This is a genomic window from Leifsonia sp. EB41, from assembly GCF_041262565.1.
GTDB lineage: Bacteria > Actinomycetota > Actinomycetes > Actinomycetales > Microbacteriaceae > Leifsonia.
In genome coordinates, this window is the sequence record NZ_JBGCCJ010000001.1 from 4,069,658 (window position 1) to 4,083,346 (window position 13,689).

The window sequence follows — 13,689 nt, forward strand, 5'->3', positions numbered from 1 at the left end:
TACCGTCCGGACGGTACAGTAAAGCATGACTTCGATGACCCGCTCCGACCGCACCCCGGCCGCCGCCGAGCCGACGGCGCAGCCCCCTGCGCCCACGCCCGGCCGTGCCGGCGCGCGCGCCTGGGTGGCCCTGGTCGTCCTCATGCTCCCCGTCCTCCTCGTGTCCGTCGACAACACCGTGCTCGGCTTCGCGCTCCCGGCCATCACCGAGGCGCTGCGACCGTCCTCGACCCAGATGCTCTGGATCGTGGACGTCTACCCGCTCGTGCTCGCCGGCCTGCTCGTCGCGATGGGCAGCCTCGGCGACCGCATCGGCCGCCGCAAGGTGCTTCTGATCGGCGCGACCGGCTTCGCCGCCGTCTCCGCCGCGGCCGCGTTCGCCCCGACCGCCGAGCTGCTGATCGGCGCGCGGGCCTTGCTCGGCGTGTTCGGCGCGATGCTGATGCCCTCCACGCTGTCCCTGCTGCGCAGCGTCTTCCAGGACCGCGAGCAGCGCCGCGTCGCCATCGCGATCTGGGCGGCGGGATTCGCTGCAGGCGCAGCGCTCGGACCGATCGTCGGCGGCCTGCTGATCGAGAACTTCTGGTGGGGCTCGGTCTTCCTGCTCGCGGTGCCCGTGCTGATCCCGCTGCTGGTGCTCACGCCGCTGCTCGTGCGCGAGTCGCGTGATCCAGCGCCGGGTCCGGTGGACGTCGTGTCCATCCTGCTGTCGCTCGTGACGATGGCGCCGATCGTGTACGGCATCAAGGAGTTCGCGGTGCACGGGCTCGCGCTGGTGCCGGTGCTGGCGGTGCTCGTCGGGGTGAGCGCCGGGGCGCTGTTCGTGCGGCGTCAGCTCCGGAGGCCGGTGCCGATGCTCGACATGCGCCTGTTCCGGCGGGCGGCGTTCAGCGGCGCCGTGCTGATCAACCTGCTCAGCGTGATCGCGCTGGTCGGCTTCCTGTTCTTCGTGTCGCAGCACCTCCAGCTCGTGCTCGGGATGCCGCCGATGCGGGCCGGGATGGTGCTGCTGCCGGGGCTCGCGACCATGATCGTGTCGGGCCTCCTCGTGGTGCCCGTCGCCCGGCGGCTGCGGCCCGGGTTCGTGATCGCGGGCGGGCTGTGCGTCTCGGCGACCGGGTACATCGTGGTCGCCGTGAGCGGGGGAGGCGCGTCGTGGGGCGTCCTGCTCGCCGCGTTCGTGCTGCTGGGGCTCGGGATCGGCGCGGCCGAGACGGTGTCCAATGAGCTCATCGTCTCGACGGCGCCCGCGGACAAGGCAGGCGCGGCGTCCGCGGTGTCCGAGACCGCGTACGAGCTGGGCGCGGTGCTCGGCACGGCGTTGCTCGGAAGCATCATCGTCTCGTCGTACCGGGCCGCGATCGTGCTGCCCGCGGGGCTCAGCCCGACCGACGCGACCGCCGCCGCCGACACGCTGGGCGGCGCGGTGACGGTCGCCGGCGGCCTCCCGAGCGGGGCGGCGGCCGAACTGCTTGCTTCCGCGCGCCACGCGTTCGACAGCGGCATCGCGCTCACCGCCTCCATCGGCGCGGGGCTGATGATCACCGCCGCTGTGCTCGCCCTCCTCACCCTGCGCCGCGTCCGCTCCTGAGCCGCGCGGCGATAGTGTAGGGGGAACCGTCCGCCCACCGATCAGTGCAGGAGCGTCATGAGCACAACCGTCCAACTCGCCGTCATCCCCGGGGACGGAATCGGTCCGGAGGTGATCGCGGAGGCGGTCAAAGTACTCGACGCGGTGACAGCGGGCAGCGACCTCGCCTTCGAGAAGACGCACTTCTCGCTGGGGGCGGACCGCTACCTGGCGACCGGCGACGTGCTCACCGACGACGACCTGGCCGCGATCGCCGGCCACGACGCCATCCTGCTCGGCGCCGTCGGCGGCAAGCCGGGCGACCCGCGGCTGGTGGGCGCGAACATCGAACGCGGGCTGCTGCTGAAACTGCGCTTCTCGCTCGACCACTACGTCAACCTGCGGCCGACCACGCTGTTCCCCGGCATCGCGAGCCCGCTCGCCAACCCGGGCGACGTCGACTTCGTGGTCGTCCGCGAGGGCACCGAAGGCCCCTACGTCGGCAACGGCGGCGCCATCCGGCAGGGCACGCCGCACGAGATCGCCAACGAGGTCTCGGTCAACACCGCCTACGGCGTGGAGCGCGTCGTCCGCTACGCGTTCGAGCAGGCCGAGGGCCGCCGCAAGAAGCTGACCCTGGTGCACAAGACCAACGTGCTGACCTTCGCGGGCGGGCTGTGGAAGCGGATCGTGGACGCCGTTGCCGCCGAGCATCCCGAGGTCGCGGTCGACTACCTCCACGTCGATGCGGCGACGATCTTCCTGGTCACCGATCCTGCTAGATTCGATGTGATCGTCACGGACAACCTCTTCGGCGACATCCTCACCGACCTCGCGGCCGCGATCAGCGGCGGCATCGGACTGGCCGCTTCGGGCAACATCAACCCCGCGGGCGAATTCCCGAGCATGTTCGAACCGGTTCACGGATCGGCCCCCGACATCGCCGGCCAGCAGAAGGCCGACCCCACCGCCGCGATCCTCTCCGTCGCGCTCCTCCTCCGCCACCTCGGCGCCGGGGAGCTCGCCGAGCGGGTCGAGCAGGCGGTGACGTCCGACCTCGCCGCCCGCAGCGGCGCCGCGCGCACGACCTCCGAAGTGGGCGACGCGATCGCGGCCCGCGTGGCGCAGAATTGACGCATCGCAGCAAAGGACACTCAATGACCTCCACCAGCATCAACCTCACCTCCGGACCCAGCGAGACGGCCGGCCTCCTCTGGAACGTCGCGCGCAACGAATCGCCGCGCAGCGAAGCCGAACGCGAGGAGATCCTCGCGAACCCCGGCTTCGGCAACCACTTCACCGACCACATGGTCGATGTGTGCTGGTCGGCCAAGGGCGGCTGGCACCGCCCGCGCGTCTCCCCGTACGGCCCGATCCAGCTCGACCCGTCGGCGGCCGTGCTGCACTACGCGCAGGAGATCTTCGAGGGTCTCAAGGCGTACCGGCACGAGGACGGCTCGATCTGGTGCTTCCGTCCGGAGGCGAACGCCGCCCGCATGCAGCGCTCGGCCTACCGCCTGGCACTGCCCGAGCTGCCGGTCGAGCACTTCCTCGACGCGCTCAAGCAGCTCGTCGCGGTGGACGGCGACTGGGTGCCCGACCGCGAGGAGACCAGCCTCTACCTCCGCCCGTTCATGTTCGCCAAGGAGGCCTTCCTCGGCGTGCGCCCGGCCAACAAGGTGGCGTTCTACCTGATCGCGAGCCCGGCCGGCGCGTACTTCTCGAGCGGCGTCGCCCCGGTGTCGATCTGGCTATCCGACCACTGGTCGCGCGCGGGCAAGGGCGGCACGGGGCGCGGCGAAGACCGGCGGCAACTACGCCTCCAGCCTCCTGCCGCAGGCGGAGGCGTACGAGCACGGCTGCGCGCAGGTCCTCTTCCTCGACTCCGTGGAGGGGAAGTACATCGAGGAGCTCGGCGGCATGAACGTCGTGCTCGTCTACAAGGACGGCACCCTCGTGACGCCGGAGTCGGACAGCATCCTCGAGGGCATCACGCTCGACTCGGTGCTGCAGCTCGCGCGCGACCGGGGCCACACGGTGGAGCGCCGCCGGGTGACGATCGACGAGTGGCGCGACGGCGTGGAGTCCGGCGACATCGTCGAGGTGTTCGCCTGCGGCACCGCCGCGGTCATCACGCCGATCGGCGAGCTGAAGTCCGACACGTTCACCGTGGGCGACATCACCGCGCCTCCCGGCGAGCTCACGATGTCGCTGCGCAAAGAGCTCACCGACATCCAGTACGGCCGCGAGCACGACCGCCACAACTGGATGCTCCGCCTCGACGCCTGACCAGCTCCCGAGTCGTGACTAATCGCGGGAATCCGACCCTGGATTTCCGCGATTAGTCACGTGTGGAGGGCCGCTAGGACCCGGTCGACGTCGTCGGGAGTGTTCCAGAGGTGGAAGGCGACGCGGGCGCGGCCGGCACGGCCGGAGGCGCGCAGGCCGGCGGCGGTCAGCGCCGCCAGGTGGGCGCCGTCGGGATCCGGCCAGGTCAGGATGGCGCGGCCGCGCACGGGGGCGCCGGAGGCGTCCACCAGCCCCAGCGCGTCCGCGAGCCGATCTCCGAGTGCCGTGGCGTGCGCGTGCACGGCCCACGCGTCCAGTGACGCGAAGAACTCCAGAGCGGCGGCGGTCCCGGGCCAGACCGGCCACGCGGGGGAGACGTCGAAGCGCCGTGCGGAGTCCGCGGGGGCGACGAGCGGTCCGTAGCACGAGCTCCACGGGTCCTCGCCCGCGTACCAACCGGCGTGCACCGGCCGGAGCCGGTCGCGCACACCGGGGCGCACCGTGAGGAACGCGCTTCCGCGGGGCGCGCACAGCCACTTGTAGGCGTGCGTGACCGTGATGTCGAACCGGGACGCGTCCACCGGCAGCCAGCCGAGCGCCTGGGTGAGGTCGGCGAAGCTGAGCGTCCCGGTCCGCGCGCAGGCGGCGAGGATGGCGTCCGCGTCCGCGTGCTCGCCCGTCGCCGACTGCACCAGGGAGAACGCGACGAGCCAGGTGTCGTCGCCCACCGCCGTGGGGAGGTCGGCCAGCGTGACCTCCCTGACCCGCACGCCACGGTGCGCCTGCGCGTGGAACGGCGCGACCATCGACGCGAAGTCCCCTTCCGCGCACACGACGACGGCGCCGTCCGGTGCGGAGGCCGCGATCAGCGAGGCGAGCACCGAGACCTGCGAACCGATCGCGATGTCGTCCACGCCCACTCCGGCGATCCGGGCGAAGGCGTGCCGGGAGCGCGCGATCGCCCCGTCGTAGTCTCCCGGAGCGGCCTCTCCACGAGCCCAGCGCTCCAGGTCCGCGTGGCCTGCGTCGACCGTCGCGCGGGTCGGCAGCCCCTGCGTGCAGGCGGCGAGGTAGCCGGCGCCGGCGGTGAAGGCCTCCGCGAACGAGACGGCGGGCATCGTGAGGGTTTCGGGCATGCTCCCAGCCTGAGGGACTCTCACACATCACACCAGAGCAGCTATCTAATCATTTCCATCACTCCGCATTATGATTCGCGCATGCTCCTCGACGACCTCGACTCCCACAGCCTCCGCGTGGTGCGCGCGATCGCCGACCACGGTTCGATCACCCGCGCCGCCGAGTCGCTCGGCTACAGCCAGCCCGCGATCAGCCAGCACCTGCGCCGGCTGGAGGGCCGCATCGGGATGCCGCTGGTCGCCCGCGCCGGCCGTGGGGTGCGGCTCACCGAGGCGGGCCGCGTGCTCGCCCGGCACGCCCGCGCGGTGACGACGGCGCTCGACGCGGCGGCGGGGGAGCTCGCCGACCTCCGCGGGCTCCGCACCGGCCGGGTGCGCCTGGCGGGCTTCCCGTCGGCGTCGTCCTCGCTCGTCCCGCGGCTGCTCAACACGATGGAGGCCGAGCATCCGGGCGTCCGGATCACCTACCTGGAGGCCGAGCCTCCGGAGGCGGTCGCGGCCGTCCGCAATCAGACCGCCGACCTCGCGATCACCTTCGGCTACCCGGGCGACCGGGTCGACCCGCACCGCGAGAGCGCCCGCGGACTCGCGGTCGTGCCGCTCTGGAAGGACGAGATGCTGGTGGCGTTGCGCTCCGACCATCCCCTCGCCGCCGGGAGGAGCGTCGACCTCGCCGAGCTGTCCTCCGCCTCCTGGATCGGCGGCTGCCCGCGCTGCCGCGGCCACCTGCTGGAGCTGACCGACGCCTGCGGCTACGCGCCGCGGATCGCCTACGAGACCGACAACTTCATCGCCGTCCTGCGGATGGTCGCCGAGGGCGTCGGCGTCGCGCTGCTGCCCGCGCTCGCGGTCGGCTCCGCCGGAGCGGTGGAGGGCGTGGTGCTGCGGCCGACGGCGAATCGCGACCACCGCACCATCAACCTCGTCGCCGCGACCGGCTCCGACGCGGTCCCGGCGATCGCCGCGACGGCGGACGCGCTGCTCGCACTCGACGGCGCGCCCTGGGGGCTGTCCGCGCTCTGAGCGCTGGCTACGATCGAGCCATGAGCGCATCCGAACCCGTCTTCGCCGTCGTCGGTCCAGGAGCCGTCGGCGGCCTGTTCGCCTGGCTGCTGTCCCGCGCGGGTCACGATGTCGTGGCGGTGGGCCGTCCGGCGACCGTCGCCGCCATCCGCGCCGACGGCATCGAGGTGCGCAGCGCCACCTTCGGCGACGGCGTCGAGCGCGTCTCCGCCGCCACCGAGGTTCCGGAGGGCGCGAGCGTCATCGTGGCGACCAAGGCGTACGGGCTGGAGGACGTCCTCCCGGGCATCGCAGCGGCACGGCCGAGCGAGGTGGTGTCGTTCCTCAACGGCGTCGAGCACATGGGGCCGCTGCGGGAGGCGCTGCCCGGCGTGCCGGTGGCCGGCGCGTCCGTCGCGGTGTCCGCCCTGCGCGCCTCCACGACGGTGATCGACCACCGCAGCCCGTTCGTGAACATCGAGGCGCCGGAGGCCGCGGGCGGCTTCGCGTCCGTCCGTGCGCTGGCGGACGCCGGACCGCGGGTGAAGGTCGGCGGCACGGAGGCCGAGGTGCTGTGGGCGAAGTTCCGGCTGCTGTCTGCGCTCGCGCTGCTGACCTCCTACTGGCGGCAGTCGGCCGGTCCCGCGCTCAGCGAGGACCCGGAGCTGACCGAGGCGGTCGTCTCCGAGATCGTCGCGTGCTCGGCCGCGGAGGGCGTGCCGACCTCGGCGCTCGACCTCGTCCGCGTGCTGCACAGCGTGCCGGGCGGGATGCGCACCTCGCTCCAGGAGGACCTCTCCGACGGCCACCCGAACGAGCTGGACGCGATCGGCGGCGCGCTGCTGCGCAGCGGAGCCCGGCACGGGATCCCCACCCCGGCCATCGCCCGGATCGTCGCGGCGCTAGGCTCGAACGCGTGAAGATCGCACGGTTCAGCCACACGCGTCCCTCCGAGCAGTCCCCGGTCATCGACTACGGCATCGTCGACGACGACGCCCTGGTCGTCCTCGCCGGCGACCCCATGTTCTCCGGCTTCGACACGACGGGGGAGCGCGTGCCGCTCGGCCAGGTCGGCTCACTGCTCGCGCCGGTCATCCCGCGCTCGAAGGTCGTCGCGGTCGGAAAGAACTACCGCGAGCACGCTGCCGAGATGGGCAGCGAGGCTCCGGGGGAGCCGTTGCTCTTCCTGAAGCCGAACACCGCGGTGATCGGCCTGGGCGATGCCATCCTGCTGCCTCCGCAGTCTCAGCAGGTCGAGTACGAGGGCGAGCTGGCCGTCGTGATCGGCAAGATCGCCCGGCACGTCCCTGCCGAGAGGGCCGCTGAGCACATCTTCGGCTACACGGTCGCGAACGACGTGACGGCCCGCGACCTCCAGAAGTCCGACGGCCAGTGGACGCGCGCGAAGGGTTTCGACACCTTCTGCCCGCTCGGACCGGTGATCGAGACCGAGCTGAACCCGGAGGCCTTCCTGCGCACGCGGGTCAACGGCGAGCTCAAGCAGGAGGCGCGCATCTCGGAGATGGTGCACGACATCCCGTCGATCATCGCCTACGCGTCGAGCGTCTTCACCCTGCTGCCGGGCGACGTCATCCTCACCGGGACCCCGGCCGGGGTCGGGCCGATCGTCGCGGGCGACACCGTCGAGGTGGAGGTCGAAGGCGTCGGCTCGCTGGTGAATCCGGTGCGCACACCCAAGTAGGATTTCCAACGATGTCTGACAACGATCCGCACCCCTTCTCCACCGCGACCGGAGCGGACGTCCGCGTCCGGTTCTGCCCGTCGCCCACCGGCACCCCGCACGTCGGCCTGATCCGCACGGCCCTGTTCAACTGGGCGTACGCGCGGCACACCGGCGGAAAGATGATCTTCCGCATCGAGGACACCGACGCCGCGCGCGACAGCGAGGAGTCGTACGCGATGATCGTCGACGCGCTGCGCTGGCTGCGCCTCGACTGGGACGAGGGCATCGACGTCGGCGGCCCGAACGAGCCGTACCGGCAGTCGCAGCGGTACGACATCTACCGCGAGCTGATCGAGCGGCTGAAGGCCTCCGGCCACATCTACGAGAGCTTCGCCACCGGCGAGGAGATCGAGGCGCGCAACGTCTCGCTCGGCCGCGACCCCAAGCTCGGCTACGACAACTTCGAGCGCGACCTCACCGAGGACCAGAAGGCCGCCTACCGCGCGGAGGGCCGCGAGCCCGCGCTGCGCCTGCGCGTGCCGGACGACGACCTGAGCTTCGACGACCTGGTGCGCGGCGAGATCACCTTCCCGGCCGGCTCGTTCAGCGACTTCGTCGTCGTGCGGCCGAACGGCCACCCGCTCTACACGTTCGTGAACCCGGTGGACGACGCGCTCATGGGTGTGACGCACGTGCTCCGCGGCGAGGACCTGCTGTCCTCGACCCCGCGCCAGATCGCGCTGTACCACGCGCTCATCGACGCCGGGGTGACGACCTTCGTGCCGCGCTTCGGCCACCTCCCGTACGTGATGGGCGCCGGCAACAAGAAGCTCTCCAAGCGCGACCCGGAGTCGAACCTGTTCCTCCACCGCGACCGCGGCTTCATCCCGGAGGGCCTGGTCAACTACCTGGCGCTGCTGGGCTGGTCGCTCACCCACGACCGCGACGTGTTCTCCATCGACGAGCTGGTCGCCGCGTTCGACGTCGCCGACGTGAACCCGAATCCGGCCCGCTTCGACCAGAAAAAGGCCGAGTCGATCAACGGCGACCAGATCCGGCTGCTGGAGGTCGGCGACTTCGCCGAGCGGACCATCCCGTACCTGGTCGCGGCCGGAGTGCTCAGCGAGCCGCTGACGGACGCCCAGCGCGCGGTGCTGGCCGACGCCGCACCGCTCGTGCAGGAGCGCGTGCAGCTCCTCGGCGAGACGCCGGGGATGCTCGGCTTCCTGTTCACGGACGCCGCGTCGCTGACCGTCGAGGACGACGCCCGGGCGTCGCTGCCCGACAACGCCGGCGAGGTGCTGGCCGCGTCGCTCGGTGCGCTCGAGGTCGTGCCGGAGGACGGCTGGACGCATGACGCGATCGAGGCCGCCCTGCGCGACGCCCTGGTGGAGGCGCTCGGGCTCAAGCCGCGCGTCGCCTTCGGGCCGCTGCGCGTCGCCGTCTCGGGGCGCCGGGTGTCGCCTCCGCTGTTCGAGTCGATGGAGATCCTCGGCAAGGCCGAGTCGCTCGCCCGGCTGGACGCGCTGTCGGCGAGCCTGAGCTAGGTCCCGCGGTGGGCGTCAGCGTCGAAGTCATCGTGGTCGGGGGCGGCCCGGCCGGCCTCAGCGCCGCGCTCAACCTGGCGCGGGCGCGCAGACGGGTCCTCGTCGTGGACGGCAACCGGCCGCGCCACGCGGCGACGCTGCAGGCGCACGGCTTCCTCAGCCGCGACGGCGTGCCTCCTGCGGAGCTGCGCCGACTCGGCCGCGAGGAGGTCTCCGGTTACGACGACGCCGACGTGGTGTTCGCGCAGGTGGACTCGGTGACCGTGGACGCGGACGGCTTCCGTGTGCGCGGCACAGGCGTGCGCGGCGCCGCCGACGTGGACGCCGTGGCGGCCACGGTCGTCATCGCGACCGGAGTGGCCGAGACGATGCCCGCCCTCCCGAGCCTGCGTGCCTTCTACGGCACCCAGCTGCACAGCTGCCTGGAGTGCGACGGCTTCGAGAAGGCCGGCGAGCCGCTCGCGCTGATCGGTGAGACGGCGGACCTCGCCGAGCGCGCACTGCTGCTCACCCAGTGGACGGACGATCTCATCGTCTTCACCAACGGCGTCGCGCCGGTCGGCGACGACGAGGAGCGCGCCCTCGCGCGTCTCGGCGTCGGCGTCGAGCGCCGGCCGATCGAGGACGTCGTGGGGGAGAAGGGCGCCATGACCGGCGTCCGGCTCGCGGACGGGACCGTGGTGCCGCGGGCAGGCGGGTTCGTCCGGCCGGTGTGGACTCCCGCCCTGTCGTTCGCGGACGCGCTCGACCTGGACAGGGACACCGACGGCTACCTGGTGACGGACGCGCACGGCCGCACGTCGCTGCCCGGCGTGTACGCGGCGGGGGAGACCACCGCGCCCGGGCCGCAGCAGCTCATCGTCGCCGCCGGCTCCGGAGCCGTCGTCGCCGCCGCGGTCAACCGCGACCTCATCGGGATCGCGCTGAACGACGACGCCGTCCTCTAGCCCCGCCACCGCCGAGGGGCACGTAAACGCCCCGAAAACGCGGTTTTAGGGGCGTTTACGTGCCCCTCGATCGAAGGTTTCGGCGGGCTACTCGTCGGGCGCGGCGTTGTAGCGCTCGAGCATGCGCGCGAAGGCCTCCAGGTCGGCCGACGACCAGCTCGCCAGCCGCCGCGCGACCGAGTCCAGCACGGTGCGGGTGGACTGGTCGAAGGCGGCGCTGCCCGCGGGGGTGAGCCGCAGGGCGGTGCCGCGCGAACCTCCCGCCACTTCCTCGTCGGCGACGACGTAGCCGTGCTCCAGGAGGGTGGCGAGCTGTCGTGACACCGTGGAGCGGTTGAGCTGGAAGTGCGTCGCGATGTCGATGGCCCGGCAGCCGGGGTTCTCCTGGATGTAGGTGAGGAGCGAGCGGTCCACGACGGAGAGCGCCTCGTCCTCCCGCCGCACGCGCGCCGTCCCGCGCCGGCCGAGTGTGAGGAGCTCGCGCTGCACGCGGGTGATGGGGTCGCGGCCGCTGCTGTCGTGGCTGTCAGGCGCTGTCGGGGGCGTCATCCCTCCACCCTACCGGAATCAGAGTTGCACAATACAACGAAGTATCGTACGTTGCTTTCTGCAACTCAATCCACGAAGGGTCCACCCGCCGCATGTCCGCGCACCGCATCACCCCCATCCCCGCCGTCGCCCGGCCGCCGCGATTCTGGCCGGCCGCCGCCTTCTGGAAGACGCTCGGGTCGCACATCGTCATCCCGCTGTTCCTTGCGGCCGGGATGGCGCTGGCCTACCTCGGCGCGTTCCACGCGGCCCAGCCGAACAACATCCCCGTCGGGATCGTCGGCCAGGGCCCTGCGGCCGACGTGTTCGCGCAGTCCCTCAACGACAAGGCCCCCAACGCGCTCGACGTCAGCACGGTCGCGACGGCGGCGAAGGCCAGGGCGGAGGTCGCCGACGGGAGGCTCTCCGCGGCGTACGCGACCGACGCGACACACGCGACGATCATCGTGTCCACCGCCGCGTCCCCGGCGGGGGCCTCCGCCGCGCAGGAGCTCCTGCTCCCGATCGCGTACCAGCAGCACCTGCCGGTCGCGATCGACGACGTGCGCCCGGTGCCCGCGAACGACATGACCGGCCAGGGGCTCTTCTTCATGATGGTGGCGATGAGCGTCGGCGGTTACTCGAGCGCCATCGCCATCGCCGCGGTCGCCGGCCGCCTCGGCATCGGCTGGCGCATCGCCGTGTCCGCCGCGACCGCCGTCGTCGTCTCCGCGATCACCACCGTGGTGGCCGGCCCGCTCTTCCACGTGCTCGCCGGCAACGAGTGGAGCATCGGCCTCCTCGGCGCCCTCTACACCTTCGGAATCATCACGATTGGCGTCGGCCTTCACCCCATGCTCGGCCGCTGGACCACCCCTGTCCTCACACTGCTGTTCGTCATGCTCAATGTGACGACCTCCGGCGGCATCTTCCCGCAGAACATGCAGCCGCCGTTCTTCGCGGGCCTCAGCACGTTCTGGACGGGCGCCGCGTGGCTGGACTCCGCCCGGGCGCTGACCTACCTCCCCGGCCAGCAGTTCGGTTTCGACGGCCTGCGCTTGGCGCTGTGGGCGACTGCGGGACTGGCGCTGATCGGCGTCAGCCACCTGCTCACGGTGCGCCGTCGTCGGGCCGCCGACGACACGATCGAGGCGACCGCGGAGGAGGAGGAGACGGCCACCGTCGCGGCGTGAACGGGCGGGCCGGGCGACGGCTCGCCCGGCCTTCCCGCGTTTTGTGGAAGCGGCGAAGCATAGGCTATTGTTGTATCTCGTGCCCGGACCACGGTCCGAAGCCCTTGGGGTATGGTGTAATTGGCAACACGGCTGATTCTGGTTCAGTTGTTCTTGGTTCGAGTCCAGGTACCCCAGCAGTAAGAATTCAGACGAAGCCCCGGTGAATCCGGGGCTTTCTGCTTCTCCGGCCCAGCGATGCACACACAGCGGTCGGGGAGGAGAATGCGGCCATGTCGGCTTGGTGCCGCATCGCCGTCGCGGCGGTGGCTTCGTTGGTGCTGCTCGCCGGGTGCGCTCAACCGCCGCCCGCGCGAGAGTCGGCCACGCCACGGGGCATCGACAGCGTCGCCTATGCCCCCGCGCAGCCTCCCGGGACGGCGGGCCACCTCCTGGACCTCTACCTGCCTGGCGACAGCACGAGGCCTGCGCCCGTGATCATCTGGTCAGGCGGTAACGCGTGGCTCGACGACACCGGCGCGAACACGGCCGGACAGCTCGCGCAGATCTTCACCCCGCACGGTTACGCGGTCGCCGGCGTCGACATCCGCTCCAGCAGCGAGACCACCTTCCCCGGGCAGCTCTCCGACATCAAGGCAGCGGTCCGTTTCCTGCGCGCCAACGCCGAGCGCTACCATCTCGACCCCGGACGATTCGGCATCGCCGGCGACTCCTCCGGCGCCTGGGCCGCCGTCATGGCCGCCGTCACCGGGGACGTCCCGTCGCTCGAAGGGGACGTCGGGGTCGCCGGCGTCTCCAGCCGGGTTCAGGCCGCCGCAGCCTTCTACCCGCCGACCGACTTCCTGAGCGCGGACCACTACCTGCCCACACCCTGCTCCCCGGCTGGAACCGCCTGCGCTGCCGCAGACCAGTTCTTCTCGGCGATGCTCGGCTGCCCCATCCAGACCTGCCCGGATCGCGTGGCCGCCGCCGACCCGATCACCTATGTCTCCGCCGACGACCCGCCACTCCTCCTCCTTCACGGTCAGCAGGACACACTGGTGCCGTGGCAGGACAGCCTCCTGCTCTACCAAGCGGTCCAACGAGCTCGAGGACGGGCGGAACTCGTCCTTCTGCCGAACGGTCAGCACGGTCAGGCGATGCAGTTCCTGAACGACACCCAGGTGAACGCGGGCGCGCAAACGCAATCCACCGACCGAGGCCACGAGACCGCCGCGCAGCCGGTCGCCCTCACGCCGCAGTACCTGGTCGCGTTCTTCAATCGGTACTTAGGCTGACGCCTCTCACCCCTGAACGTGATGCCCGAACGCGAACCCCAGCGCCATCCACACGATCAGGCTGACGATCGGGGCGGCGCCCGCGAGGACGATGGCGACGATGCCGTTGCGGCGGCCGCGGTTCTGGGCGACTGCGACGATTCCCTGGGTCAGGGCCCAGATGCCGAACACCGAGCCGAGGAGCATCTGGATGCCGAAACCGCCCTGGTCAGGGTTCAGGTTGAAGCCGGCGCTCGATCCTGTGCTGTAGGTGCGGAGCGTCGTCCCGAACAGGCCCTGCAGCACGGAGGCCAGCACCGACACGCTGATGACGCAGATCGCCATGATCATCGCCACCCGGCCCAGCCGAGGCGATTTCGGAGCGACGGGCGCGGGCGTCGGCGCGGGATTCTGCGCCGGAAAAGCACCGGCCGGCGGCTGCGCGTTCGCCCACCCGGGCTCGACGGGCGCGAAGGACGCGTCCGGCTGCACGGGCGCAGGAGTCTCAGGGTTCTCGGTCATCTCGTTCTCCACATC

The 13,689-nt window shown here is 71.6% G+C and carries 12 protein-coding genes, 1 tRNA gene and 1 pseudogene; 11 read left to right on the forward strand and 3 right to left on the reverse strand.

Annotated features, from left to right (window positions below):
• Positions 1–34: 34 nt before the first annotated feature.
• The 3 genes and pseudogenes from ABH923_RS20060 (at position 35) to ABH923_RS20070 (ending at position 3,859) form a co-directional block, all read left to right on the forward strand.
• On the forward strand, positions 35–1,591 hold the full coding sequence (locus ABH923_RS20060) for an MFS transporter (RefSeq protein ID WP_370057155.1): 1,557 nt from the start codon (positions 35–37) through the stop codon (positions 1,589–1,591).
• A gap of 57 nt (positions 1,592–1,648) precedes the next feature.
• Complete coding sequence (locus ABH923_RS20065) at positions 1,649–2,704, forward strand: 3-isopropylmalate dehydrogenase (RefSeq protein WP_370057156.1); 1,056 nt, start codon at positions 1,649–1,651, stop codon at positions 2,702–2,704.
• 23 nt (positions 2,705–2,727) lie between these two features.
• Positions 2,728–3,859: pseudogene (locus ABH923_RS20070) on the forward strand (branched-chain amino acid aminotransferase).
• 56 nt (positions 3,860–3,915) lie between these two features.
• On the opposite strand, the gene ABH923_RS20075 reads toward ABH923_RS20070, so the two are convergent.
• Positions 3,916–4,995, reverse strand: a complete 1,080-nt coding sequence (locus ABH923_RS20075; protein ID WP_370057157.1) for an aminotransferase class V-fold PLP-dependent enzyme — start codon at positions 4,993–4,995, stop codon at positions 3,916–3,918.
• A gap of 81 nt (positions 4,996–5,076) precedes the next feature.
• On the opposite strand from ABH923_RS20075, the gene ABH923_RS20080 reads away from it, so the two are divergent.
• Genes ABH923_RS20080 through ABH923_RS20100 form a run of 5 tightly spaced genes read left to right on the forward strand, consistent with a single transcriptional unit; the run spans position 5,077 to position 10,175 of the window.
• On the forward strand, positions 5,077–6,018 hold the full coding sequence (locus tag ABH923_RS20080; protein WP_370057158.1) for a LysR family transcriptional regulator: 942 nt from the start codon (positions 5,077–5,079) through the stop codon (positions 6,016–6,018).
• A 20-nt stretch (positions 6,019–6,038) separates the two neighbouring features.
• Positions 6,039–6,917, forward strand: a complete 879-nt coding sequence (locus ABH923_RS20085; RefSeq protein WP_370057159.1) for a ketopantoate reductase family protein — start codon at positions 6,039–6,041, stop codon at positions 6,915–6,917.
• On the forward strand, positions 6,914–7,699 hold the full coding sequence (locus tag ABH923_RS20090) for a fumarylacetoacetate hydrolase family protein (RefSeq protein WP_370057160.1): 786 nt from the start codon (positions 6,914–6,916) through the stop codon (positions 7,697–7,699). Before ABH923_RS20085 ends, ABH923_RS20090 begins: the two co-directional genes overlap by 4 nt.
• Before the next feature lie 11 nt (positions 7,700–7,710).
• Positions 7,711–9,228: a glutamate--tRNA ligase gene (gltX, locus tag ABH923_RS20095; RefSeq protein WP_370057161.1), complete on the forward strand. Its 1,518-nt coding sequence runs from the start codon at positions 7,711–7,713 to the stop codon at positions 9,226–9,228.
• An 8-nt stretch (positions 9,229–9,236) separates the two neighbouring features.
• Complete coding sequence (locus ABH923_RS20100) at positions 9,237–10,175, forward strand: NAD(P)/FAD-dependent oxidoreductase (protein WP_370057162.1); 939 nt, start codon at positions 9,237–9,239, stop codon at positions 10,173–10,175.
• A gap of 87 nt (positions 10,176–10,262) precedes the next feature.
• Here the strand turns inward: ABH923_RS20100 and ABH923_RS20105 are convergent, their stop codons facing one another.
• A complete protein-coding gene (locus ABH923_RS20105) occupies positions 10,263–10,724 on the reverse strand; it encodes a MarR family winged helix-turn-helix transcriptional regulator (RefSeq protein ID WP_370057163.1) in 462 nt (153 codons plus the stop codon).
• Between the two features lie 92 nt (positions 10,725–10,816).
• Between ABH923_RS20105 and ABH923_RS20110 the strand changes: the two genes are divergently transcribed.
• The 3 genes from ABH923_RS20110 to ABH923_RS20120 all read left to right on the forward strand — a co-directional run bounded on the left by ABH923_RS20110 (position 10,817) and on the right by ABH923_RS20120 (position 13,173).
• Positions 10,817–11,896, forward strand: coding sequence for a hypothetical protein (locus ABH923_RS20110; protein ID WP_370057164.1), 1,080 nt, complete (start codon positions 10,817–10,819; stop codon positions 11,894–11,896).
• 105 nt (positions 11,897–12,001) lie between these two features.
• Positions 12,002–12,073, forward strand: a tRNA-Gln gene (locus tag ABH923_RS20115).
• Positions 12,074–12,168: 95 nt separating this feature from the next.
• Positions 12,169–13,173, forward strand: a complete 1,005-nt coding sequence (locus ABH923_RS20120) for an alpha/beta hydrolase fold domain-containing protein (RefSeq protein WP_370057165.1) — start codon at positions 12,169–12,171, stop codon at positions 13,171–13,173.
• Between the two features lie 6 nt (positions 13,174–13,179).
• Here the strand turns inward: ABH923_RS20120 and ABH923_RS20125 are convergent, their stop codons facing one another.
• Positions 13,180–13,674 carry a hypothetical protein gene (locus ABH923_RS20125; RefSeq protein WP_370057166.1) on the reverse strand — a complete coding sequence of 165 codons (495 nt, stop codon included), beginning with the start codon at positions 13,672–13,674 and terminating at the stop codon, positions 13,180–13,182.
• Between the last annotated feature and the right edge of the window lie 15 nt (positions 13,675–13,689).